Here is a 26,498-nt window from a genome sequence, read left to right on the forward strand (position 1 = left end):
TTCGGGAATTCTGCGCAGGTCGGGTCCGCCTTTTTACGGATTCCGGCGGCCCGGCTTAGCGCAACCATCCTCGCATGGAGCGCTTACTGCCACGTTCCCATGCATTGGCCCTTGAGCCGCGCATCATGTTTGATGGCGCGGCGGCCGTCGCGGCCGATCATCAACACGCCGCCAGTCATGACGCCGCGCCCGCCGCTACCGTCGGAGCCGCAGAGGCGGTTTCCAGGGCGGTGCCGGCGGGGCAGGGCGATACCACCACGCACGCCGCCGCGGCGGCGCCGCGGTCGCCGGATAGCCCCAGCGAAAAGGCCGATAGCGCGGCCCGTCCGCTCGCCGTGGCCGCCGCGCCTGGCGCTGCACCCACCGTCACCCTCTCCGAAGCAGCCACCGATGCCCTTTTGGGGGGCAACGTCACCTTCACGGCCTCGTTCGATAACACCAGCGCGCAGGTCGGCTACGCGCCCTATATTGATCTGTTCCTGCCGGCGACGGGCCGTGATGGCGACGATGGCCTGTCCTTCGTTTCCGCCACGTACCTCGGGCAGGCGGTCAAGACCTACACACTGACGTTTGATGCCAGCGGCAACGCCACGCATCCGCTTGCCCTGGATGCGACGGGTAAGGCGGTGATCCTGCACGCCAGCGATTACGGCATGCGCGCCGGTGACCAGGTGATCGTCGTGCAGCTGCCCTACGCGGATATTTCACCTGACCTGCCGGCCGTCGATATCCAGGTGACCGTGCACGTGAGCGACCTGGCCGATACCAGCTTCTCCGATGGCTCCCCCGATCTGGTACTGCGGGCGCGGGGTGGGTTCGAGCTTGGCAACGATGCAGCAAACAATCCCACGGTGGATCCGAGCCTGATCGAAGCGCAGTTACATGACCTGGCCGTGCACCCCACGGTCGTGACACTCACTCAGGTGCTGGATGTTCCCGATGGCAAGACGGTGACCGGCCCGAACTATGAGCGCAGCTTTACGCTAACCGCCACGGCGGCCCCGGGGCAAAGCCTCTCCGATGTCGTGATCACCCAGGATATTCCTGTTGAGATGCGGGTGACCGCGATCACACCAGGCGCTGGCGGTACCGTCGAATCGGTGACGTTGCATGGCGGGCGCGTGTTGACCTCGGCGGCCGCGATCCAGGCGACGCTCACCGCCGGGGCTGCCATTGATTCGTTTACCGTGAGCTACGCGTCCCTCACCGGTGCAGTGGACACCACCGTGCGCTTCTATGTGCCGCAAGCGGATGCCGACGGCAATCCGGTGATTGATCCGGAGACCGCGGCGCCGCACGAGGTCGCCGTCGCCGGTGGTTCGGCGACCGGCGAATGGCAGCCACTGGATCCGCGCGACCGGCAGGCCGATGGCACCCCGGTGGACCTCAGCGGCACCGGTACAAGCGGACAATTCCTGGTCGAGGCGGCCGCGCTCTACAAGCAGGTGACGGTGCAAACCGATACCGGTTCGGCCGGGCCCACGCCGGGTGATACGTTGAGTTACACGGTGCAGGTGCAGTTATCGGATTATTTCGCACTGGGCCAGAACAGCATAGGCGAAGGGCAGTTCACCGTGCGCGATGCGCTGGGCGACGGCCAGACCCTGGTCGGCACACCGACGATGACGGTGACCTTTGCCGGCGCGACCTACACCGTCGGGGTGATCACGTTACGCACGACGAATGCCGATGGCAGCACGTCGCTCATCTTCGATATAGGTCAATCGCTGCGGGCCGCGGGGCTGGATACCGGCGCGCTGGCGGGCGACCTGGCGTTCGAGGAGGCGCTGCAGGGCGCCACCCAGCTCCAGGTCACCTACCTGGCGCTGGTCGGCCAGGCATACGTATCGGCTTACCGGCAGAGTGAAATCAACGAAGGCGATAGCGTGGGTAACAACGCGACGCTCAACGCGACCGTGTTGGTGGACGACGTCAACCTTTCCGGTGCCACGGTGACTGACCAGGATGCCTCGGTGGCCACCGTACCCACCTCCACGGTGGATATCGAACTGGTTTCGGTCAACGGCACGACACCGTCATCCGGCGATCTTCATCCCGGTGATGTGGTGACCTTTCAACTCAGCTACGACCTCACCACGGGTGATTACGAGCAGTTCCGGTTGACGGGTTACATGCCGTTGCCCCTGTTCGATATCACCGGCATAACCTGGAGCCAGGGCACGGGGGTGGGCCAGTGGCAGTTCGCCACGGGCAACACGAACGGCGATACGAGCGTGACCGTCACGAGTGCGGCCGGTAATGCCGTGGTGTTTGATTTCGGCGATTACACCACCAGCGCGATAGGCGGAAGCCGCATCGTGCTGACCTTCACGTTGCGCGTTGGCGACCAGGCGTTCGCCGACCAGCGTTCACTCAGCGTGCTCGCGCAATCCGACCAGCTGACGACGATCGCCGCCAACCATCTGCTCTCGTCGGATGTGGCCTCGATTCAATCAATCGCCGAACCGGTGGTATCGATCGGCCATGGGGTGGTGTCGACGAGCCACGGCACGGTGGATGGGGGAAGCGGTACGTGGGCAGCGCCGGGGAGCACCGGGGTGCCGTTCAGTGGATCCGTCATCGATACGACGGCGGTAGAGGGTGACGCCAACGGCATCGATGCCGGTGATGTCCTGCGCATGGCCACAGCGCTGGAGAATACGGGCGGGGGCGATGCGTTCGATGTCGTCACGTCGATCGTACTTCCGGCGGGCATGCAGTTCGTCGGTGGCTCGTTGGGGGCGGCGAACCTCAGCGTCTATCGCGGCGACGGCACGCTGCTCACGCTTGGGATCGACTACAGCGTGACGGGCAACACCATCACGTTCCTGGATGCCGGGGGCGTGGCGACGCTAACCGCCGGTCGCCCTGGGACAGCGGCCGATAGCACGGGCGCCAACGTGATCGTCATTACCTACGACGCGGTCGTGGATGGCAACGTGCCAGCCAGCAGCACCTTGGGGAGCACGGCGACGCTTACCCATTACGCGAGCGTCGATGGTGGCGCCGACTTCACCCCGGTCGATCTCTCGGACAACGCCATCGAGCAGGTGGCGGCACCCTCCCTCGGAGTCGTTTACGCGGGTGGCACGCTGGATGACACGGATTCCAGTGCGGCGCATACCACGGGCAGCGACCTCGTCATTGGCGAATCGATGCTCTACGACATCGTGGTGACCCTGCCCGAAGGCACCACGGCCAGTCTCGATATCGATAGCCTGATCCCGGCGGGCATGCGCCTGGATACGTCATTCAACGGCACCGGGTACCTCATTATCACCACGCGCAGTGGAAGCCAGGCGCTGCTTGCCGATTTCAACGGCACGGTCACGCTGGCGAGTTTCAGCGGTGTTGGCGGAACACCGGGTGCCGATGGCGTGAGCGGCCGCTTCATGTTCAGTGCGAGCTCGGCGGCAGGCGACAACGTGGAGGGCAATAACCAGTTCGTCATCCGCGTGCGCCTGGTGGCGAGCAATACGCTGGATAACCAGGCAGGTCGCGTGTTGCAAACCAATGCCCAGCTGGCGTACACCGATCCGGATGGGGATGTCGTGGGTGGTTCGGCCACGGAGCGCCAGGTCGCGGCCACCGGGACATTGCCGACGGTGACGGTACGCGAGCCTACCGTGGTCATCTCGCAGACTGCCGGCCCCGTTCCCCAGATCGGCGTGGACGAAGGCGATACGCTCACCTACGAAATCACCCTGAGTAATGGCACAGGCGCGAGCGATTTCAACGCTTATGACATTACCTTCAGTGACACGTTGCCGACGACATTGCAGGGTATCGTCCTGCTGGGTGTCACCTATGCGGGGGGCGCCACGCATGATGGCAGTAGCGCACCCGATGCCGGCTTTGTCATCGTCAATGGCGTGCTGCGGAATGCCGATGGTTCGGTGATCGACATCCCGAAGGGTGGCAGCATCGTGCTGCGCTTCAGCGGCCAGGTCACGGCCGATGCGGTCAATGGCAATGCCATCGATAACACCGCCTCGGTACGCTGGACCAGCCTGGATGGTAGTGATGCGGGCGAGCGCACCGGCACCGATGGCACCCTGGGTAGCGGCGTGCTTAATGATTACAGCAGCGACGCTGTCAGTGCTGTTCCGGTGGCGCGTGGGGTGTTTCTTTCCCGGGTCGGCGGCCTCGATAGCACGCTCCCAGCCAACCCCACCAATGCCGATAGCGAAGACGTCACGGTGGGCGAGGTCATCCGTTATCGTGCCGTCTCGGCGATCGGCGAAGGTACGACGGCCGACTACAGTGTCTCGGTGACGTTACAGAATGGCTTGTCGTTCATCGATGACGGTACGGTACGGATTGCGTTCGTATCCAACAACGGCATTACTACGACCATCACCGCGCTGGTTACCGGTGGAATGTTGCAGATCGTCGGCAACGAGGACAGCGATGTGTCGCTGCCGCTCACGGCCAGCCTCTCGAACGATACGCTTACGGGGGTGCTCAGCCGCGTTCAATACGAGGTAACCACGGATGCCCAGGGCAACACCGTGGTGACCTTCCACCTGGGGACCCTCACCAACAGCGATTCCGATGCGGACCTGGAAGGTGTCGTCATCGAGTTCAATGCGCGCGTGGCGAACCAGGCGTCCGTCGTGGCTGGTGCGGTGCTCGGTGCGACGGCCACCGAGCGGGCGGGCAGCACCGTGTTGGCGACCTCCACGACCATCCACGAGCGCATCGTGGAAGCCGCCTTCAACAACCTGGATAAACGCATTACGGCGTTTGATCCCAACCCGGGTGGCAGTACCGGCACGGCCGCGATTGCGATTCGTTTCACCCAGGCCGGAAGTGCCCCGGCGTACGACGTGCGGCTGGTCGACGCATTTCCGGGAGGGAGTGGGTACGTGTTCGACAGCATCACGATCGGCGGCAGCACATACGGCGATGTGGCCAGCCTTCCCGCGGGCGTGCAGGTCACGGTCGATCCCGTGAATGGCATCGTCGTGACCTTCGATCGCCTGGATCCGGGCGTGGCCGTGCAGGTGAACTACCACCTGGCGCTGCCGAACAACGTCACGACACCGGATACCGATGCGACGCTGACATGGAGCAGCCTGCCCGAATCCTTCACGTCCTATGCGGGGTCGGCGGTGGGCGCCGACGGCGCGGCGGATGGCGAACGCACAGGCAGTGGCGTCGGCCCCAATACGTACAGGCGCAACGAAGGCGCGGGCCTTGGCCTGATCCAGGGCACCTTATGGGACGACACCTTCAGCCCCACGCAAGACGCAACGCCCGATGGAACGCCGCTGGCGGGCCAGAACGTGACACTCACCTGGGCGGGCGCGGACGGCGACCTGGCGACAACCGGCGACAACGAGGTATTCACGACCACCACGGGGCTGAATGGCCGTTATGCCTTCGGCGTGCTGCCCGCGGGTGTGTACCGCATTGATGTACCTGCGGGGACGATTACCGATGCGGCGCTGGGTGGGCTCCGCGTCCGAATCGATAGCGATGCCGCGACGCCCGTGGGTACGGTGGGCGTATCGCTGGGCGAGGCCGCGTCGGCCACGGCCGATGCCGGCTTCGTGCAGCAGAACGATGCGCCGGTGAATGACCTGCCCGGCGCGCAAGCCGGCCTGGAGGATACGCCACTGGCTATCGCGCCCATTCGCGTAAGTGACGTGGATGCCGGCGCTGGCACGCTGGACGTCGTGATCACCGTGCTGCATGGCACGCTGACGGTAACTAACCTGCCAGCGGGACTGGTCGTCGGCGCCAATGGTTCCGCGTCGGTCACGCTCAGCGGTACGCTGGACATGCTCAATGCGGCGCTTGCAAGCCTGGTTTACCTCGGGAACACGGACTACAACGGCAACGATACCCTCACCGTGCAGACGCGCGACCGTGGCAACACCGGTGATGCGAACGGTGACGGTATTCCCAGCCAACCCGCCGATGAATTAAGCGACACCGATAGCCTGCAGATCACGCTGACGCCGGTAAACGATGCACCGGTGGCCGTAGCCGATACGGATGACGCTACCGAAGCGGGCGGCAACGCGAACGGTACACCGGGCGTGGACCCGGCCGGCAACGTGCTGGCGAATGACACCGACGTGGATATCGCCACCAATGGCGATGTGCTCCTCGTCGCCGGCGTCAGGGCGCAGGGAGCGTCGACGGGTGTCGTGCCAGGTGGCGACACGCCCGTGGCGATCGTTGGCCGGTACGGCACGCTTTTCATCGCCGCCGACGGCAGCTACCGCTACGTGGTGGATAACGACAACGCTGCGGTGCAGGCGCTGCGCTTGCCAGACCAGGTTCTGGCCGATGTCTTCGACTACACCGTGGCCGATCTGGCGGGGGCGAAGAGTGCGGCTACATTGACCGTCACGATCCACGGCGCCAACGACACCCCCGTCGCCCAGGATGATGCCGGCGTCGCGGTGGAGGCGGGCGGGGTTGCCAATGCCAGCGGTGGCAGCGACGGTACGGGTAACGTGCTTGCCAACGATACCGACGTGGATAGCGTGGCGCTGGGCGAGACGCGCACGGTGACCGGCATTCGTGCCGAACCGGAGACGGACGTAGGCCGGTTCGTCGACGTTGCCGCCGGTACGACCAGTGGCAACGGTACATCGGTAACCGGCCTATACGGCACGCTGGTCATCGGCGCAGACGGCTCGTGGCGTTACGTGGTCGACAACAACAACGCGATCGTCCAGGGCCTGGTCGCGGGCGACACCTTGCAGGAAACCTTCAGCTACCGCGTGACGGATACCGGCGGGCTCGATGACCTGGCGAACCTCGCGGTCACCATCGAAGGCAGCAACGATAACCCCGTGGCGAGCGATGACGTGGGTAACGCGCAGGCGGGGTCGGATGATGGCACGACGCCGGCCGTGGCCGCGACAGGCGACGTGTTGCACGTGGCGAGTCGGCCCGGCACGCCCACGCAGCCGGGCGGTAACGGGATCGACACGGATGTGGACGTGCCGGACCAGGTGGCCGGCGCGCTCACGGTGACGCATATCGGTACAGGGCCCGAGAGCGCGCCAGGTGCCTGGTCCGTCGTCGGGGCGAGTACATCCGCGGCCAATGGCACGCTCATCACCGGCCTGTACGGCACGTTGCACATCGGCGCGGATGGTACCTACCGTTACGATGCCGATAGCACCAATGCCACGGTGAGGACATTGCCCGCCGGTGCCACCATCACGGAAACCTTCACCTATGAGGTGACCGATACGCGTGGCCTGACGGACCGTGCCCAACTGGTGGTCACGATCCACGGCGCGAACGATGCACCGACACCTGTTGACGACCCTGCGGATGCGATCGAAGCGGGAGGGATCGCCAATGGCACGCCGGGCGTGGATCCTTCCGGTAACGTGCTGGCAAACGATAGCGATCCGGATCCAGGCGATACCCTGGTAGTGACCCAGGTGGCGCATGGTGCCAACACGGTTTCGGCGGGGGGCAGCATCGCGGGCAGCTACGGCACGCTCACGCTCGCCGCCGATGGTAACTTCCACTACACGGTGGATAACACCAACGCGCAAGTGCAGGCCCTGCGGCTGGATAGCGACCAACTCGTCGATACCTTCACGTACACCGTGCGGGATGCCGCGGGATCCGTCAGTACGGCTACGGTGATCATCACCATCCACGGTCGCAACGACGCACCCGTGGCGGTGGATGACACGGCCCAGGCGGCGGAAGCCGGTGGCACGGCCAATGCCGATCCGGGCGTGGACCCCACGGGTAATGTGTTGGCCAACGATACGGATGTCGATGCGGGTGACGCGCGCACGGTGGTCGGTGCGCGCGCCGGTGCCGAGGGCGATGGCGGTACGCTCATGGCAGTGAGTGGCGTGACGCAGGTGGCCGGCACGTACGGTACGTGGAGCGTGGATGCCAATGGCACCTGGCACTACACCGTCGATAACTCGCTAGCCATTGTCCAGGCGCTGCGGCCGGGCCAATCGCTGCAGGAAACCTTCACGTACCAGATGCGTGACGGGCAGGGCGCCCTGGACACCGCGCAGCTTACCCTGACGATCACCGGCGCATGGGACGCGCCCGTGGCACGCAATGACCTGGCGTACGCGGTAGCCCCCAACCCGGGTGGCACCGGTCGCGATCCCACGGGCACCGTGCTGGCGAACGATAGCGATGTCGATGCCCAGGACATCCTGACCGTGACCGGGGTGCGTGCGGGGAATGAAGGCGCCGCAGGTGCGCTCGCCGGCGTGATACCCGGTACAGGGCAAAGCGATGGCACCGTGGTTACGGGCTTGTACGGCACATTGCGTATCGGCGCCGACGGCACGTATCAGTATCTCGTCGATGTATCGAATCCGGTGTTGCAGGCGCTCGGACCCTTGCAGTTCGTCACCGACGTTTTTACCTATCGGGTCGGCGACCTGGGTGGCCTGACGGATCTTGGCCAGCTCACCATACTCGTGCGCGGGACGAACAGTGCTCCCACCCCGCATGACGATGCGGCCACCGCCATCGAGGCGGGGGGTATCGAAAATGCGACGCCCGGGCTTGATCCCAGCGGCAATGTCCTTGGCAACGACACCGACAGGGAAGGCGATGCCCTCAAGGTCACGGCCGTGCGCACCGGCGGCGCCGATGATGCGGGCCAGGCGGGTGTGATCGGCACGAGCCTGCGTGGCCAGTACGGCGACCTTAGCCTGGCCGCCGACGGTACCTGGCATTACGTCCTTGATAATAGCTTGCCTGCCGTGCAGGCCCTGCGCACCGCTGACCAGCACCTGGTGGATACGTTTACCTACACCGTGGTGGATTTCTGGGGCGCCTCGGCCACGGCCGAGCTGGTTATCACCGTGAATGGCAGCAATGACACGCCGGTAGCGCACGATGATGTGGCGACGGCAGTGGAAGCAGGCGGCGTGGCCAACCAGTCACCGGGCGTATCACCGACCGGCAACGTGCTCGATAACGACACGGATGTGGATAGCGTTGCCCTCGGTGAATCCCGCACGGTCATCAGCGTCGTCAGCCAGGCGGGTAGTGCCGCTGCGGCGGGCGAGCGGCTGGTGGGGCGCTATGGCTGGCTGACGCTTCAGGCCGATGGCTCCTACCTCTATGACGTGGATAACGATAACGCTGCGGTACAGGCGTTACGGACGAGCGCGGAGACACTCGATGAGTCATTCACGTACACCATGCGCGATACCGCTGGCGCGACGTCGGTGGCGCGGCTGGTCGTGACGATTCGCGGCGCGAACGATAACCCGGTGGCACGCGATGACCACGGTATAGCGGACGATCAGGTCCCGGCGCCGCAAACCCGCGGGAATGTCCTGTCCAACGATAGCGATGTCGATGCCGGTGACAGCCGGCAGGTGGTGGCCGTACGAGCAGGCGACGACGCGGCGGCAGGTGCGTCCGCCATGCCAGGGCAAACGTTGGCTGGGCGCTATGGCACGTTGGTACTGCAGGCCGACGGTAGTTACACCTACACCATCGACATGACCAATACCGAGGTGCTCGCCGCGGCGGGCCTGGGCCGCGTACTGCACGATACGTTCATCTACACCGCGCGCGACCTTGCCGGTGCGGATGCCCAGGCGCTGCTTACCATCGACCTGGATATCGCTGCGCCGTACATACCGCCGCCGTATCATCCCGTGTTCGGGCCGATCGGGCCGAACCCCGGCGAAAGGGATGGCCAGCGATTCAGTGGCGAGGGACTCCCGGATGTCGATCCGATTGTCTATGTCGGGCCGGCGGTCGAGCGGGATGCCATCTTCCAGGGCATCGCCCTGCCCGATACCGCGGGCGACTTCGTGCAGCTTCGCGTGGAGCGCGGGCGCAGCGCATCGATCGGTGCCGGGCTGGGCCATGTCGCTGGCCAGTACGTCGGGCACGCCGTACGCCAGAGCCAGGAGCGCAGTGATGTCGACCTGGCCCGGTTCCTCAGCCGCCACGGCAGGGTGAGCCTGAGCGCGGACGGCCTGCTCTCGGATCCCTCGCTATTCGCGCGCACCGCGGAAGGCCTGTGGGGGCGCGATGTGGCATGGCCCGCCGCACAGGACCGGAACACAGCGGAAAGCTTCCCGCGCCAGCTAAAGGAGGCCGCGCGTGCGCGCCAGTCATTCACCCATTGAGAGCCATGCGGCGAACGATCGTGCGCCGCGATGGCCGTGCGTGCCGCTTGCCGTGGTGGCGCTGGCCGTGTTCGTGGCCGGGTGCGCGGGCACGCAGCCTCGCCCCTACACCGCGGACGACATGAAGGCACGGATCGCGGCCGACCAGCAGGTGATGTACGCAGGCCAGGAGCCCGTCACCGGCCCCATCACCTTTTACGAGGCAGCTGCCCGCGCACTGAAGTACAACCTCGATTACCGTTTGAAGTTGATGGAAAGCGCGCTGGCCGCCGACCTGCGTGATGTCTCCAGCCACGAGATGTTGCCGCGGCTGGTGGCGTCGGCCGGTTACGTCGGCCGCAGCAACGATTCGGGGGGCACCTCCATCGGGATCGAGGACCGCCAGGAGAGCCTGCGCGCATCGACGTCGGAAGAGCGTTACCGAACGCTCGATAGCCTGGGCCTCACCTGGAGCCTGCTCGATTTTGGCGTCGCGTATTACCGCACGCAGCAGAAGGCCGATCAGATCCAGATGGCCGAAGAGCGCCGGCGCAAGGTGGCGCAGAACGTGTTGCAGGATGTGCGTAACGCGTACTGGCGCGCCCTGGGTGCGCAGCGCCTGCTACCGGAAGTGGATGGGTTGCTGGCGCGCACGCAACAGGCGCTGGCCCAGGCGCGCGAGGCCGAGACCAAAGGGCTCGCGCCACGGGAACAGGTGCTGGCCTACCAGCGGTCGCTGCTCGATGCGGTGTACCTGCTGACCGAGCGGCGCCAGGACCTGGAATTCGCACAGGCCGAACTCGCCGCGCTGATGTCGCTGCCACCCGGTTCGCCCATGGCGCTGGCCGATACGCCGGACGCTCCGTTACCCGGCGCCGTGGCCGATACCGCCCAGCTCGAGCAGGTGGCGTTGGAACAGCGTCCCGAGATCATGGAAGAGTGGTATCGCAAACGCGTGGACCTGAACGATATCGCCATCGCCAAGGCACAGCTTTGGCCGAATGTCAGCGTGACAGCCTCCGCGCAATACGATTCCAACAAGTACCTGTACAACAACCATTGGTCGGAGACCGGCCTGCAGGTCTCGCTCAACCTGTTACGCCTGTTGCAGCTGCCATCGCTGAACCGTGCGCAGGCATCGCAGGAACAGGCCAGTGACATGCGTCGCATCGCGCTATCCATGGCGGTGCTTACCCAGGTACGCGTCGGCGTACTGCGTTACGACCTAGCGCGCCAGGAGATGGCGTTCGCCGAGGAGAGCCTGCGTGTTGATGGCCGGCTCTACGACTACGCGAAGGCGGCACGCGGCACGGCCCTCGGGTCGGACCTGGAAGTGATCCGCGCCGAAGGTCGTTACCTGCTCTCGCGCTACCAGCGCGAGGCGGCCTACGCGGATGCGCAGGCCGCCTGGGGGCGCTTGTACAACTCCGTCGGCCTCGATGTATTCCCCGAAGCGATCCGTGATCACGACATCAAGACCGTGGCTGCCGCGATCCAGCAGACCATGGCGCAGTATGAGCGTAGCGAGGTGCTCCAGCCACCTGTGGAGACGCCCCGTGCGCCCGCCACGCCATGAGGCCGGCCGCCTGGCGGTCGTCGCCGTGCTGGCGGTCGTCTCGCCTTGTGCCGTTGCGGCGGATGCCCCGCCGCCATCGCCCGGTGATATTCGCGTCCTGGTGACCGCGGCGCTGGAGACGACGCTCTCGTCACAGATGGCCGGTACGCTCGGCGACCTCCGCACCTCGCTCGGTACGCGCGTGGAGCGCCGTGCCCTGCTGGCCCAGTTCGATTGCGCCGAGGCACAGGCAAGGGCGAAGGTTGCTGTCGCCGAACTGGGTATGGCCCGGCAGAACCTCACCGCGAAGCAGGGCATGCGCAAGCTCAATGCAGTGGGTGACGTCGAGGTGGCCCAGGCCGAAACGGATGTGGAGAAGGCCACGGGTGCCCGTAGCCTGGCCACGACCCAGGCGGGCTATTGCCAGGTGCGTGCACCCTTCGCGGCACGCATCGCCAAGGTGTACGTCAAGCCTTTCCAGACCGTGGCGGAGGGAACGCCGCTGTTCGACCTCGTCAGTGATGGCGACCTGAAGATTCGCCTGAACGTGCCGTCGCCATGGCTGGCGCGGCTGAAGGAAGACCTGCCGATCCACGTGCGCCTGCTGGAGACCGGCAAGACCTATCCAGCGCATATCAGCGCGATCAACGCCCGCGTCGATGCGGTGGCGCAGACCATCGAACTCGAGGCGCGTTTCGATGAACCGCATGCGGAGGTACGGCCCGGCATGAGCGGGGTGGCACAGTTGCCGGGCACGCCGCCGTGACGGCGCCACTATCCCCAGCGCGCCTTCTGCTGGACCTGGATAGCCTGCGCGACCACGCCATGGATGCGCAGACCCTTAACGCGCTGGCGTTCGTCATGGCCAACGAGCTGTACCCGTTGCTGCCGTTCCATCAGGCACTGGTCTTCGAGCACCGCGGTGATGCGTGGCGCATGCTCTGCGTATCGGGCCTGGCGACGCCGGTGGAGGATTCGCCCTACCTGGTCTGGTTGGGTGCGGCCGTTCCCTGGCTCGCGACACAGGCCAATGGCTGGCAGCCGGTATGGATCGCCCGCGATGCGGTGGTGGCGACGCCGCGCGTGGATGAAGGCTGGCGCGAATGGTGGCCCGCGGGTGCGTTCGTGGTGCCGATGCACGCGCGCGATGGGTCGCGCATGGGCATGTTGGTTTTCCTGCTCGATGCGCCACCCGCGTTGCCGCTGACCGATGTGCTGCGCGGTGTATGGCGCACCTTCGCGTACTGCTGGGAGGCTCTCGCGGGGCGGCACCGGCGCCGGCGCCGGATCTCACGCCGCCAGTGGGTGATCGCGGCGGGGCTGCTGGCCTTGCTCATGCTGGTACCGGTGCGGCAGACCGCACTCGCGCCTGCCGAAATCATCTCCCGCGAGGCCGATGTCATCAGCGCACCGATCGATGGCGTCATCGCCCGCATGCTCGTGCGGCCCAACCAGCCAGTAGCGGCAGGCACCCCGCTGTTCGCGCTGGACGAAACGACGTTACGCAGCCGTGCGACCGTGCTCTCGCGCGAAGTGGATGTAGCCGACGCCGAACTCGCCGCGGCGACACAGCAGGCGTTCGACAGCCCGCAAAGCAAGAGCCAGCTCACCTTGTTACAGGGCCGCGCGCAGCAGCGCCGTGCGGAGCTGGGGGAAGTGACCGCTCAGCTGAAACGTACAGTGGCACGGGCGCCACGTGCCGGGGTGGCCGTCTACGCGGATCCCAACGACTGGCTGGGCCGGCCGGTGACAACGGGCGAGCGCGTGCTGCAAGTGGCCGATCCTCGAATTCCCGGGGTCGTGGTGCAGCTTCCCGTCGCGGATGCCATCTCACTCGAACCCGGTGCGCGCATCACCCTGTACCTCTCGGCGTATCCGCTTGCACCCCTGCATGGCCACATCGTCGAGACCAGCTACGAAGCCAGGCCCACGGATGACAGTGTCGTCGCCTACCGGTTGCTGGCGAGCATCGATGATGCGCCCTTACCCGCGCATGCACGGTTAGGTCTGCACGGCACCGCCAAGCTGTACGGGCAACGCGTCGTGCTGGGCTATTACCTCCTGCGGCGCCCCATCTCGGCGTTGCGTGCATGGACAGGGTGGTGATGGAGACGCTCGCTGACCTGCCGTTGCCGCCCTTGCGTGACGACCTGAGCCTTAGCGAAGCGTCGAGCGGTGCGAGCGGCGAGCCCGCGTGGATGATCCTGGACCCGGTGGTGAACCGCTTCTACCGTATCGGCTGGCTCGAGTTCGAATGCCTCTTGCGCTGGGGGGCGTCGGCCCGCGCGGTGGCCGAGCGGGTGGCCCGGGAAACGTCGCTGGCCGTCGATGCGCGGCAAGTGGAGGCGCTGCGCCGCTTCCTCGAAAACCACCACCTGGTGCGTCCCGGGCCCGATGCCGTGCGGCGAATGGCTGCGGCGAGCGAAGGCGTGCAGTGGCTGACCTGGCGTTGGTGGTTGCACCACTACCTGTTCTTCCGGATTCCGCTGGTGCGCCCTGCGGTACCGCTGCGCTGGCTGGCCCGGCAGCTTGGCTGGCTGTTCACGCCGTGGGTGGCCCTGGTGCTTATCGTGGCGACGCTGGCCGGGCTGGTCATGGTGGCGCACCAGTGGGATACGTTCCGTGCGGCGGTCGCCGACGCGTTTTCCGCCGAAGGCCTGCTCGGCTTCGCTGGCGCATTGGTGGTTGGCAAGACGATGCATGAGCTGGGCCACGCTATCGTCGCCACGCGCCTTGGCCTGCGCGTGGCGCACATGGGCGTAGCGTTCGTGGTGATGTGGCCCATGCTGTACACCGATACCAGCGAAGCGTGGAAGCTGCCCACCGCACGGCAGCGACTCGCAGTGGCCAGCGCAGGCATCGTGACCGAGATGGCCCTGGCGGGCCTTGCCACGCTGGGTTGGGCCTTGTGTGAACCGGGCGCACTCCGTAGCGGCCTGCTTTACCTGGCCACCACCGGCTGGGTGCTGTCGCTCACCCTCAACGCCAGTCCCTTCACCCGGTTCGACGGGTACTTCATCCTGTCCGATCTGCTCGATATGCCCAACCTGCACGAACGCTCATCGGCGTTGGCGCGAACCGCGCTTCGCCGCGGCCTGCTCGGCCTGGATGAGGCGTGGCCCGAACCGTTCCCGCCTGCTCGGCGGCGCTTCCTGATCGCTTTTGCCTGGGTGACGTGGGTATATCGCTTTGCGTTGTTCCTTGCCATCGCCGTCGCCGTTTACCTCATGGTGTTCAAGGCGCTGGGGATCGTGCTTTTCGTGGTGGAGGTCACCTGGTTCATCGCGCGGCCCATCGCCAGCGAGGTGCGCTATGCGTGGTCCCAACGCCACCGCGTGCGCCGGTCGCGCCGCCGTATCGCCGCCGGCGTGGCCCTGCTGGCGGTCATTGCACTGGTACTGCCGTGGAACAGCCACGTGCCTGCTTATGGCGTGGCCCGTACGGCGCACCAGTTGAAGGTATTCGCCCCGTTTCCCGCGCGCTTATCGTCGGTGCGCCCCGTGGGCAGCGTGGTGCAGGGCGATGCGCTGGTGGTGCTTGAACAGCCCGACATCGGCTTGCGCCTGGCCAGCAGCGAGGCAGGGGCTGCGGTGCTGGAGGCGCAGCTTGCCGGGCTCATGGCCGCGCCCGACGGCGCGGGTGAGCGTGCCCCCGTCTTGCAGCGCCTGGGCGTGCAAGTGGATGAGGCGCAGGCCGCGCGCGCGGAGATCCACCGAATGACGCTGACCGCACCTTTCGCGGGGCGCTGGCTGGATGTGAGCCCGGAGTGGCGCAGCGGGCAGTGGGTTGGCACGCGCTTGCCGCTGGGCGTTCTGGTGGATACGCATCACTGGGAAGTGGATGCCTATGTCCGCCAGGACGATGTCCAGCGCATCCGGGAGGGTGCGCCTGCACTGTTCTTCCCGGATGGGGAGGTATCGCCCATCCGGGGCACGGTGACCGCCATAGCCACGACGCGTGTCTCGTCGCTGGGGCAACCGATGCTCTCGGCGCGGTACGGCGGGCCACTCGCCACCTCGCGCGAAAATGACAAGCTGGTACCGACCGTGCCGGTCTTCCACGTCGTGGTGGCCCTGGAGCGGGCGCCACCCGGTACGCGTGAATGGCGAGGGCGCCTGCGGATCGAGGGTGAGCGGCGCAGCCTGCTCGGCGAAGGTGTGACACGCGTCGCGGCTGCCTTCCTGCGCGAGAGTGGCTTCTAGCCGGCGGCACTCAATCGAACGTCACCGCGATGCCCAGCGAGACACCATGGACGTTCTGGCCATAGACGTACCGCACCACCGCGCGCGTACGCGAGATCCATAGGGGGTTGTACTTGCTGCTATCCAGCTCCACGCCTACGCCGAACGAGGTGAGGTGGTTGATGCCGACCACATCGGTTTCGTCGCCAAGGTAGGTGGTATGCGCGAACTCCAGCACGTAGCGGAAAGGCCGGCCGAGCGCGTGCCAGCCATCGATGGGGGCACGCCAGCGTGCCCACAGGCTTGCATTCTGGTTACGTGCGTGGCCGCTGACCGCGCGGTAGGAATTGTTGACGCTGTGCAGCTGGATATCCGTGTAACGAAGCTCGACGTCGATCTCGTGCTTCGGTTGGTAGTTCTCGTAGTCGAGCATCATGGAACCGCCCATGCCAGCGGCGTCAAGGTGCCCGTGGGCCAGGAAATCCAGGTTCACGTCCGTGCGGTTGGTGATGACCTCGCTGCCGATGGATATGTCGCTGCGTACCCGGCCATAGCTGCCATTGACGATCGGCCGAAGCACGAGATGCTCGGCCAGGCGGAAATCCCAACCCACGCCGACCGTGGCGATCGCACTGTTCCACTTGGTCGGGATGACCCGCGAGTCGGAGCCCTGGGTGGCGACGAACTTGGGATCGTACCGCGCCCAGCCCAGCGTTCCTTCCATGTATAACGGCACGCTATCGCTGATGGTGAAGCCACCGCCGAGCGAGGTGTTGTTGAAGGACGGATTGCCGGTCGCGGTATTCTTGATCGACAGCGCACCGGAGGTGACATCCGGTGTCTGCGAATAACCCATCAAGGCCATGACGCCACTGGCACGTTTCTGCAGCCTGGCGTCGGCCGCGTTGACGATCTGGCCGTCGGCGGCGGCACAGTGGTATGCGCAGCACATCATGCCGGCGGCGACGAGGGTTCGGGCCCATGCCTCATGCTTCATCGCGGCCTCCCTGCGCAGGTCCCGCCGGTGGCGCATGCCACTGTCCTGCGGGGACCCATACCTTCTCGTCAGGCTGGTGGTGGAAGTGCGGCGACATGATCTGCACGCCGAACTCGTTGAAGGCATCAATGATGTTGCGGTTCAACGCCGACTCGGTCTTGAGATGAAGCGATGGTTGCATCGTGGCGACGTTGAGCTGGTATTCGATGTAGTAATCCGAAAGCGAGGTTTGCAGCACGAACGGCCGCTGGGCCGCGAGGAGGCCTTCGGTGCGTGACGCGGCCAGCTCCAGCAAGGCCACCACCTGGCGCCACGGCGTGTCGTAGCCAATCGTGACCGATGTCGTGAGAATCAGGCCATCCTTGCCCGATTGCCTGGTCAGGTTCTGCAGCGACGACGATGAGAGCACCGAGTTGGGCACGGTGATTTCCTCGCGCTTGCGCGTCACCAGTTTCAGCGACAGCGCGCCAAGGGCAAGCACGGTCCCTTCATGGTCGCCGATGCGGATGAAATCGCCTGCGCGCACGGCGCGGGAATACAGCACGACCAGGCCGCTCATCACCTGGTTCACGATGCCGGCGGAACCCAGCGACAGCATCAGGCCGAGGAACACGCTGACGCCCTTGAACGCGTCGGTGTGTGCGCCAGGTATGTAGGGGTAGGCGACGATAAGCGCGAACAGCCAGATGAAAAAGCCAACGAGGCGGCGCGTCACCGCGGCCGTCGGTGCCTCGAGCCAATGCACCTGCACGGTGCCCGCCTCCACGGCGCGGAACCAGGCGCCGGCGATACGGACGACGCCTCGGGTCACCAGGAAGATCACCACCAGCGTGATGAGGTTGGGAATCTGGCTGACGAACGCGGTGGCGACACCCGCGCCCACGTCCACCAGGTAACCGCCAAGGCGGGTGCCCCACGGGCGGCTGTAGGGGAACTGGCGCAGTACGAAGCTAAGCCACAGGTAGCCCACGAACAGGACCAGGAGCAAGTGCAGCAAGCCTGCCGTCCGGCGCAGCAACGACCACATCAGCGGGCGTAGATCGTAGCCGCCAAAGCTCAGCTTCAACCGCGCCTGTGCAATGCGAATGAGTGTGGCCTGTACGCGCCGGTTGATCCAGCCAAGGCCCCAGCAGACCAGGACGAGGGCGGCGCTCGCGGCGATTGCCAGGGCGATGGCGCGGACGAGTTGCTGCGGGCGGCGCGCTTCGTCGCGCTCGGCCAGCACGCCACGCAGGCGGTTCAACGCGTCGTTTGCCGCCGCTTCCATGGTCGGGCGGTCATCGCTTTCCACATCGCCGGGCAATACCGCGAACAGCACCACGTTGTTTCCCCGCACCACGGCACCGTGTTCGGCGCCGATCTCGGTCCAGCCCACGGTCAGCTCATCGGGGTGTAGCGCGTCCAACAGGGCATTGATGCGGTTGCTGGCGCCACGTGCCCGTTCCTGTGCCGGCGTGCCGTGGAACGGTGCGTGCAGGTCGATGATCTTGCGGTTCCACACCATGATCGGCGCGGGAGGCGGCTGCTCGACCGTGGCGGACGATGATGCGGCGGCGGGCGTAACCGATGCAGCGGCGGCGGGTTCCTGCGCGAATGCGGTGCCCATCGACACGGCCATGCACCATGCGACGAGCAACGTGGCGAGGCGGGAGCGGCAGGTCGACATGGGCGCCCCGGGTCACTTGGGAAAGAGCAGGGTGACCACGGCGCGGAAACCCCAGCCATGCGGCCCCGCATCGGCGCCGTGCAGCCAGTAGCGAACGCCGCCGGTAAGGCTGATAGGCATGCCGGCGCCCTTGGTGAGCTTGGCGACCGTCAGGTTGATGGGCACCGACGCCTGGCGTGCGTGCCAGTCGTACGTCGATTCCAGGTTGGCGCCATAGGTCCACGCGCTGGGCGTGGTGTACGAGATAAACGGCTGCAGGAACAGGCTGCTCAGCGGCGGGCGATCGCGGTATCCACCCACGCTGGCGACCGACCATATCTGGTTGGCGAGAAAGCCATACGTGATGCCATGCGATTGCCGCAGTACGACCGCGGTAGGTCCCGCACCCCATTTCTTGCTGCCAATCTTGTCGTCGGTGGCCGTGGGCAGAAGAAAAGCCGGCCCAATCCCCCAGATGGTGCCACCCGCGGTGGGCGCCTTGGGTGAGAAGAACAGGCTCTGCGTGGTATCGCCCAGGCCGAACTGGTCTTCGCCGCGGCCCGATACGCCGACCTGTCGATCCACCGGCAGGATGGTGCGGGAGATCATGTTCCAGTCGTCACTGATCGATACGGGAACGACGGGCTGAAGGTTCATGGTCAGCCGGTGGCCATTCTGGCCAGGCCCGAGGCCCTGGTCATAGTTGAACTGGAACGGCACGCTGATGAGGGAGGCGACCGGGTTTGACAGCTTCTGGGCGAGGTCGGCGGCGTCGTTCCCCGCGGATGCTGACTGTCCCAGCGCCGCGGCGGGGAAGAGCAGGATGGCGAATGGGTAAAGCAGCCTGCGCCACATGATGGCCTCCGTGATGCCTAGATACGATCGCGCCGTTTCAGTTTGATCCGCAGCTCGTGTGGTTGGCCATCAATACGCAGGACCAACCGGATCGACGACGTATCGCCCAGCGTCGGCACGGCTTTGCCCATGGCCTTTATGTTCCAGTGCAGGTCGAGCGGTTCGCGGGCACTGACCGGCTTGCTGCTGTCCACTCGCGTTACCGGGGCCAGTTCCTTGCCATCCATAAGCCAGCTTGCCGAGATCACGCGCACATCATGGTCATGGGGCTGGATGGTGATCGCCGGATGCAAGGTGATGTCGCTCTTGTTCACCACAAGCATCGGCATCCGGATGGTGACGCCCGACTCGTCGTGGAAGAACGAGCCATCTTCCTCGACCGCCTGGTAACCCTGCGGTGCATATACAGCCTGGCGAATGCCGCAGCCGGTGGCACTGAAAAGTAGCGCCACCGTAAAGGCCACCACGCCGATCACCCGAGTTGATGAAAAGGTCGCCATGCCATGCATCCCGGCAACGCGAGGAGGCTGGTAAGCCTCCTCGCAAGCAGCACGCTCAGTTGGTCCGCATGGTCTCGAGCTCCTTCAAGCGTTTCAGCGCCGCTTCCTTCTGGAGCAGGCTGTAGTTGATACCGCTTGGGTTGAGTGAGGAGCCTGGTTGATACGGATAGTCGGCGAAATCGGAGAAGAACTGCTTGATCTGGGCCTGGATGGGAACGAGAAGCCACATCTGTTGGCCAAAGAATTCCAGGGCCTTGCCGCCTTCTTCCATGCCGCGTTCGTACGGGTCCATGCGAAGGTTGGTAATCAGTGCCCAGGAGGGTGTTTCGCGCTTGGCGGTGGCGATGTTGCCGTGGCTGGCTACAGCGAAGCTCACCTTCCAGTCGTCATAGCGAACGGCGTTGAGGTTGCCGCCCTGGTCGAAGTAGTAAAGGGCGTGACGCGGTCCGCGCTTTTCATCACCGCGGAAATAGGGTCCGAAGTCGTACCCATCCAGATGCACCTTGAAGGTCTTGGCACCGGCCTTGAATCCCTTCTTCATCTTGCCCACGACATCGTCGACGCCCGCCGCCGCACACAAGGTGGGGAACCAGTCGATCAGAGAAATGACATCGTTATAGGCTGTCCCGGGCTTGATGACGCCTGGCCAGCGCACCATCATGGGAATGCGCATGCCGCCTTCCCACGTCGTCCCCTTCTCGCCGCGGAATGGCGTCATTGCGCCATCCGGCCACATGGCGATTTCGGCACCGTTATCGGTCGTGTAAAGCACGATCGTGTTTTCGGCGATGTCCAGCTTGTCCAGAAGATCGAGTAGCTGGCCGACATGGCCATCGTGCTCCGCCATGCCGTCCGCATGCAGACCCATGCCTGTCTTGCCCACGGATTCCTTCTTCAGGTGGGTGAAGATGTGCATGCGCGTGGTGTTGAACCACACGAAGAAGGGGGTATCCGACTTCACGCTCTTCTCTATAAAACCTTTGGCCGATTTGAGGAACTCTTCGTCGACCGTGGGCATGCGTGCCTTGTTCAACGGGCCCGTGTCTTCGATCTTCCCGCCGGCGGTTGAGTGAATCACCCCGCGTGGACCAAACTTCTTCTTGAACTGTGGGTCCTTCGGGTAGAAATAACCTTCCGGTTCTTCTTCCGCGTTCAGGTGGTAGAGGTTACCGAAGAATTCGTCGAAGCCGTGGTTGGTGGGAAGATGTTGATCCTGGTCACCCAGGTGATTCTTGCCGAACTGCCCCGTGGTGTAGCCAGCGGTCTTCATTACATCGGCAATCGTCGGCATCCAGTCAGCGATACCGTGTGGGTCACCTGGCATGCCGATGGTGAGCAGACCCGTACGGAATGGCTCCTGGCCGAGGATGAATGATGCGCGGCCAGCCGTGCAACTTTGTTGACCATACGAGTCAGTGAAAATTGCACCTTCGTTGGCGATTCGGTCGATGTTAGGCGTCTGGTATCCCATCAACCCGCGCGTGTAAGCACTGATCTGCGGGATACCAATGTCATCACCGAAGATGACAAGGATATTCGGCTTGTCACCGCTCTTTGCTTTCGCTTTCTTCTCAGCCACGGCACGCTCCTGGTTCGATGGGCACGAGGGAAGCTCATGCTGGCGCGCGCCACTACCGTTGAACAATCGTAATTCGCTCCCTTGGCCGGTGAGTACTTCTACCTACTTCGTATCGGAGAACAACCAAAGCGCGGTGAAGCCGCCCATCAGCAGAAGGCCCAGCGTAAACAGGCTGGTGGCGCGATGGCGGGGCTTCATGTGGCCGCTCTCGATTTCCTTGCTGACATGCCAGTAACGCAACAGCGACCAGATCAACAGCGCGAGGCCAAGCAGGACCATCCCGTAGCCCGCATTGCTTGCATCGCGGAGCATGGGCCGTCCGCCGGTGGGTGCCTGGTTGTTCTGGATCAGGTAGGTGCTGAAGCGATTTATCGTGATGCCGAATCCGATCAACGAGACCGTCGTGCGCAGATACGCCAGGTGCGTACGTTCGTTCGCCATGTGCGTACGGCCGCGGGCGAAGATGTTGGATAGCGGTTCGCCCGCGTGGGGATCGGCCGGGGTCGCTGCGTGGGGGGATCGTTCCGTTGCCATGGTCAAGCGCTCCTCACAGGGCGCGGGTGCCGCGCGAGGCTAAAGGCTAGGAGGCTGTGTCGACATGCCCCAGCGAAAGGGTACGCGGCCGTACCTGCGTAGATGTACGGGCGGCGCGTGTGGCTGCTTAGGTAGTTTTCCCGTACCTGTCGTGGGCAGAAGTGCGCTGTCCGTGCAAGCCGTGGTCAGGACAATGCACACGCTGGTATCCCGCGAGCCCTTCGTGGCCAGGAGTTCGCCCGTGAGCATGCGCCTGCGCTTTTCGTTCACCGTGGCCGCCACGTGCATGGCGCTGCTGGCATGGCCCACGGCCAGCCTCGCGTCGGATACCGACCTATGGGATGGCTCCTGGCACACCACCGTGTCGGTGTACGGCTGGCTGCCGGGCATCTCCGCAAGCATGCGTTACCGCTTGCCGAACGGCGGTACGTTCATCAATCGCTCCGGCAGCAGCTTGCTGAGCAAGCTCAGTGGCGCGTTCATGATGGACATGACCGTACGCAAGGGCCGCTGGGGTGTTTATGCCGATGTGGATTGGGCGAAGTTCTCCGACGAGAACGGGCGCATCGCGCAGGTCAACGGGCGCTGGATCGGTGCTGATGCGCACCTGGATACACGCTGGAACGCGAAGGGCGGCCTGGTGACACTGGCCGGCCTGTATACCCTGGGGCACAGCAGCCAGGGCTATGCGGATGTGCTGTTGGGCACGCGCTATTTATGGCTGAAGGGTAACGTGGGCTGGAACTTCGGCATAGCGGGCACGGGAGGCCGGTATGGTCTTTCCGATAGCGGCCACCTCAACCGGCAGACCCATGTCACCGACGCGGTCATCGGTATCCGTGGCCGCTGGACACCTTTCCCGAATCGCGCGGTGTTCATTCCGTACTACTTCGACATCGGCAAGGGGAGTTCCGACCGTACCCAGCAATACATGGCCGGCATCGGCTATGCCTTTCGCTGGGGCGATGTGTCACTGGCCTATCGGGATCTCGAATATCACGAGCATGGTGCCCTGGCGTTCCTGCGTGATACCCGCCTGAGCGGGCCCAGCCTGACCCTGTCCTGGGCGTTCTGAGGAGCGCGGCGCGCATCAGGCGGCCGATGCGACATTTGTTGCATCGCAGTGTAGGCTGTGCCGACCGCACGGATGTCTGGCCTTCTGGATGGCCATGACCACGGCCTACCCGGAACCCGCATGAAATCGATCGCAGGTCTTGCCTTCGTCGCGCTGCTGCTCCTTGCAGGCTGCGCAACGTCCTCTCCCCCTGGCAGCGGGCATGTCGCAGCCTCGGCCACGCTGGCAGGCGACGCCGCCCACCCGGGCAGCACGACGGGCTGGTTACGTACCGAACTCTATTTCGGGCTGGGGATGGAGGGGGCGAATGGCGGTGTCGACGAATCCGGCTGGCGGGCTTTCCTCGATCACGACGTGACGCCGCGGTTCCCCGATGGGCTTACCGTGGTAGACGCCTACGGCCAGTGGCAGGGCAAGGACCAGGCCGAGCCTGAGCGGCTGCGGTCGAAGCTCCTGGTGTTGCTCTACGCCGATACCCCCGCGCATCGCGCGGCTATCGAAGCGATCCGCGCCGCCTGGAAAGCGAAGACCGGCGATCAGTCGGTGCTGCGCGTGACCCAGCCTGCAGAGGTGTCGTTCTGATGGTCGCGTCCAGCGCTCCTGCCCGTCGCCGCGCATTCGGCGGTGGCGACCTCAACGGTGTCCTTGGCCTCGTCGTCGATAACCTCTCCATCCTGGCGTTCCTCGCCACCGCGTTGATCGGCATCTTCGGCATGCCCGCGGATATCGTTTACCGGCGCATGTTCCCGGGGACAGCCCTGGGCGTGCTGCTGGGGAACCTTGCGTACACCTGGATGGCCCGACGCCTGGCCGCCAGGACGGGTAGGGCGGATGTCACCGCCATGCCGCTGGGGCTAGATGCGCCCACCAGCATCGCCATGGCCTTGCTGGTGCTGGGGCCGGCCTTCGCTGGCTATCGTGCGGCGGGCATGGATCCGGCCACCGCAGGTGAGGCCACCTGGCGGCTTGGCATGGCGTCGCTGGTGGTCATGGGCGTGCTGAAGTTCATTCTGTCGTTCTTTGGTGCGTGGGTGCAGCGCAATGTCCCGCGTGCCGGCTTGCTGGGCTCTATCGCCGGTATCGCGCTTGTGCTGATGGGCTTCCTGCCGCTGGTCGAAATCCTGCGCGTGCCGGTGGTGGGCTTTGCCGGTCTTGGCATCGTGCTCTATGCACTCGTCGCGAAGCGCCGGTTGCCGTTCGGCACGCCGGGTGTGCTGGCCGCAGGTGTCGTGGCGGTCGCGCTGTATTACTCGCTGGGGCCACTCGGCCTGCTCGGCACCGGTTATCACGCCCCGGCCGCGTGGGAGTGGCGCCTCGGTTTCCCGTGGCCGTCGCTGGGTTTTATCGCGGGGCTGCCTGCCACGGTGCCGTATCTGCCCTTGATCCTGCCGTTCGGCTTGCTGATGGTCGTCGGCGGTATCAACGTGACGGAAAGCGCCCGGGCTGCCGGTGATGATTACCCCACGCGTGACATCCTGCTGGTCGAGGCATTGGCGACGCTGGTCGCTGGTGTGTGCGGTGGCGTGGCGCAGACCACGCCCTACATTGGCCAGCCGGCCTACAAGGCAATGGGCGCACGTACCGGGTACACGCTGGTCACGGGGCTCATCATCGGTCTCGGCGGCATCTTTGGTTACCTGTCCAACCTGGTCGAATTGCTGCCGGTCGCCGTGCTGGCCCCTATCCTGGTGTTCGTCGCCATCGGCATCACGGTGCAGGCGTTCGAAGCGGTGCCGCTACGTTACGCGGCCGCCGTGGTGTTCAGTTTCTTTCCGGCCATCGCACGCATGGTCGCGATCAAGCTCGGCGATCCATCCATCGTGGACCCCGCGCACTTCGCGGCGTTGTATGCCGATGGATCGCATGGCGTATCCGCCATGGCCACCATCGTGATACTCGGCAACGGCTTCATCATCACCTCGATGGTGTGGGCCAGCTTTGTCGTGGCGATGATCGACGGCCATGTGCGCAAGGCCGCCGGCATCGTCGCTTTGGGCGGCGTGCTTACCGCCTTCGGCATTATTCATTCCGTGCAGCCCATCGGCGCTGTGTACCTGCCGTGGCTGCTCGATCCGATGTCGCGATCGCTGGTGTGGCAGTTTGTCGGCGCGTATGCGGCCTTGGCCGCAGTACTTGTGGCCCTGTCGATTCGTGAAGGCGGCGCCCGCGCGGCCGTGTAGGTATTCGCCTTATTTGTGTAGCGGCGCTTTGCCGCGCTTGAATTGGGCGGGCGGTGCGGCCACCCTTGGAGTTTGTCCCCCAAGGAGCCTCTCCCCATGCCCCTTTCCGATCTGACCTCGTTGCCGGGCGTCACGGAATCGCCGGATATCGCCACCCGCCGGTATGTCTTCAACCACACCATGATCCGCGTGCGCGACCTGGACGTGTCGCTGGATTTCTACACCCGCGTGCTCGGTTTCACGCCCGTGTACAAGAACGTGTTCGAGGAGGCGAAGTTCACCATCGTCTACCTGGTGCTCGTCGGCGATCGCTCGGTCATTCCCGATGACGATGAGGAGCGCAAGCGCTGGGTGCTGGGCCAGCCGGGCGTGCTGGAGCTCACCCACAACCACGGCACCGAGAACGAACCGACCACCCCGTACCACAACGGCAACACCGAGCCGCGCGGCTTTGGCCACCTGTGCGTCAGCGTGCCGGATGTGAACGCGGCCTGTGCCCGCTTCGAGGCCCTGGGCGTCACGTTCCAGAAGCGCCTGACCGACGGCCGCATGCGCCACATTGCGTTTATCCGCGACCCGGACGAATACTGGATCGAAATCCTGCAGCCGACCCCGTTGTCGGCCTGATCCAGCATCACCCCTCGGAGCTCCCATGTCCCCGCGCTTGCCACCGGTTACCCGTAACCTGCTGATCGCCAATATCGTGTTGTTTGTCCTGCAGCAACTGCTTGACGACGACAACACGCTGGCGGTCACGCAGTGGCTCGCGTTGTGGCCGGTGGGCCACGATATCGCGGTGAACGTGGGCGGCAACGTGCTGGGGCTGGGCTTCCGGCCCTGGCAGCTGGTCACCTATGCGTTCCTGCACGGCGGTGTCATGCACATCGTGCTGAACATGTACGCGTTGTACATGTTTGGCGGCCTGCTTGAGCGCGTGATGGGCGCGCGCCGCTTCACGATTTACTACTTCGTGTGCCTGGTGGCGGCGGGCGTGGCGCAACTGGCGGTGTTGTACTTCTTCCAGCCTGACAAGATGTACCCGACGGTCGGCGCGTCAGGCGCCATCTTCGGCCTGCTGGCGGCGTTCGCCATGTTGTTTCCGAAGGAAAAGCTCATGCTTATTCCCATCCCGGTGGGTATCCCTGCATGGCTTTTCGTCACGCTGTACGGTGCCGCCGAATTGTTCTTCGGCGTCACCGGTACGTTGGCGGGTATCGCGCATTTCGCACACCTGGGCGGCCTGGTGGCTGGCCTGGTGCTGCTGTGGGCGTGGGGCGTCAGGCCGCCACGCCCTGGTTATTGATCC

The 26,498-nt window shown here is 65.0% G+C and carries 16 protein-coding genes; 10 read left to right on the top strand and 6 right to left on the bottom strand.

Annotated elements, in window-relative coordinates; translation table 11 throughout:
• Positions 1-74: 74 nt before the first annotated feature.
• The 5 genes from L2Y97_RS05445 to L2Y97_RS05465 are packed head-to-tail and all read left to right on the top strand — an operon-like array spanning position 75 to position 15,848.
• Complete coding sequence (locus tag L2Y97_RS05445) at positions 75-10,112, top strand: VCBS domain-containing protein (RefSeq protein WP_247433981.1); 10,038 nt, start codon at positions 75-77, stop codon at positions 10,110-10,112.
• Entirely contained in the window at positions 10,087-11,667 is a 1,581-nt protein-coding gene (locus L2Y97_RS05450) for a TolC family protein (RefSeq protein WP_247433984.1), read from the top strand. Before L2Y97_RS05445 ends, L2Y97_RS05450 begins: the two co-directional genes overlap by 26 nt.
• Positions 11,648-12,412 (top strand): efflux RND transporter periplasmic adaptor subunit, encoded by a 765-nt coding sequence (locus tag L2Y97_RS05455; RefSeq protein WP_247433987.1) that lies wholly within the window; start codon positions 11,648-11,650, stop codon positions 12,410-12,412. Before L2Y97_RS05450 ends, L2Y97_RS05455 begins: the two co-directional genes overlap by 20 nt.
• Entirely contained in the window at positions 12,409-13,752 is a 1,344-nt protein-coding gene (locus L2Y97_RS05460; protein WP_247433990.1) for an efflux RND transporter periplasmic adaptor subunit, read from the top strand. The genes L2Y97_RS05455 and L2Y97_RS05460 overlap by 4 nt, the downstream gene beginning before the upstream one ends.
• Positions 13,752-15,848, top strand: a complete 2,097-nt coding sequence (locus L2Y97_RS05465) for a site-2 protease family protein (protein ID WP_247433993.1) — start codon at positions 13,752-13,754, stop codon at positions 15,846-15,848. Before L2Y97_RS05460 ends, L2Y97_RS05465 begins: the two co-directional genes overlap by 1 nt.
• Before the next feature lie 10 nt (positions 15,849-15,858).
• On the opposite strand, the gene L2Y97_RS05470 is transcribed toward L2Y97_RS05465, so the two are convergent.
• The 6 genes from L2Y97_RS05470 to L2Y97_RS05495 form a co-directional block, all read right to left on the bottom strand.
• The gene (locus tag L2Y97_RS05470; RefSeq protein ID WP_247433996.1) at positions 15,859-16,824 is read right to left on the bottom strand and encodes a hypothetical protein; all 966 of its coding nucleotides are present in this window, start codon (positions 16,822-16,824) and stop codon (positions 15,859-15,861) included.
• Positions 16,814-18,490, bottom strand: coding sequence for a mechanosensitive ion channel family protein (locus tag L2Y97_RS05475; RefSeq protein WP_247433999.1), 1,677 nt, complete (start codon positions 18,488-18,490; stop codon positions 16,814-16,816). The genes L2Y97_RS05470 and L2Y97_RS05475 overlap by 11 nt, the downstream gene beginning before the upstream one ends.
• A gap of 12 nt (positions 18,491-18,502) precedes the next feature.
• Positions 18,503-19,324 (bottom strand): transporter, encoded by an 822-nt coding sequence (locus L2Y97_RS05480; RefSeq protein WP_247434001.1) that lies wholly within the window; start codon positions 19,322-19,324, stop codon positions 18,503-18,505.
• A gap of 17 nt (positions 19,325-19,341) precedes the next feature.
• Positions 19,342-19,824, bottom strand: a complete 483-nt coding sequence (locus L2Y97_RS05485) for a hypothetical protein (RefSeq protein ID WP_247434003.1) — start codon at positions 19,822-19,824, stop codon at positions 19,342-19,344.
• Between the two features lie 55 nt (positions 19,825-19,879).
• Entirely contained in the window at positions 19,880-21,403 is a 1,524-nt protein-coding gene (locus L2Y97_RS05490) for an arylsulfatase (RefSeq protein ID WP_247434006.1), read from the bottom strand.
• Between the two features lie 102 nt (positions 21,404-21,505).
• A complete protein-coding gene (locus L2Y97_RS05495) occupies positions 21,506-21,937 on the bottom strand; it encodes a YidH family protein (RefSeq protein ID WP_247434008.1) in 432 nt (143 codons plus the stop codon).
• Positions 21,938-22,178: 241 nt separating this feature from the next.
• Between L2Y97_RS05495 and L2Y97_RS05500 the strand changes: the two genes are divergently transcribed.
• The 5 genes from L2Y97_RS05500 (at position 22,179) to L2Y97_RS05520 (ending at position 26,495) form a co-directional block, all read left to right on the top strand.
• A complete protein-coding gene (locus L2Y97_RS05500; RefSeq protein ID WP_247434011.1) occupies positions 22,179-23,012 on the top strand; it encodes a hypothetical protein in 834 nt (277 codons plus the stop codon).
• Positions 23,013-23,132: 120 nt separating this feature from the next.
• Positions 23,133-23,594: a DUF3574 domain-containing protein gene (locus tag L2Y97_RS05505; protein WP_247434014.1), complete on the top strand. Its 462-nt coding sequence runs from the start codon at positions 23,133-23,135 to the stop codon at positions 23,592-23,594.
• A complete protein-coding gene (locus tag L2Y97_RS05510; RefSeq protein WP_247434016.1) occupies positions 23,594-25,192 on the top strand; it encodes a hypothetical protein in 1,599 nt (532 codons plus the stop codon). The genes L2Y97_RS05505 and L2Y97_RS05510 overlap by 1 nt, the downstream gene beginning before the upstream one ends.
• Before the next feature lie 96 nt (positions 25,193-25,288).
• Positions 25,289-25,819, top strand: a complete 531-nt coding sequence (gene gloA, locus L2Y97_RS05515; protein WP_247434019.1) for a lactoylglutathione lyase — start codon at positions 25,289-25,291, stop codon at positions 25,817-25,819.
• A 25-nt stretch (positions 25,820-25,844) separates the two neighbouring features.
• Positions 25,845-26,495: a rhomboid family intramembrane serine protease gene (locus tag L2Y97_RS05520; RefSeq protein ID WP_247434021.1), complete on the top strand. Its 651-nt coding sequence runs from the start codon at positions 25,845-25,847 to the stop codon at positions 26,493-26,495.
• The last annotated feature ends 3 nt before the right edge of the window (positions 26,496-26,498 follow it).

Source organism: Luteibacter aegosomatissinici, from assembly GCF_023078495.1.
GTDB lineage: Bacteria > Pseudomonadota > Gammaproteobacteria > Xanthomonadales > Rhodanobacteraceae > Luteibacter > Luteibacter aegosomatissinici.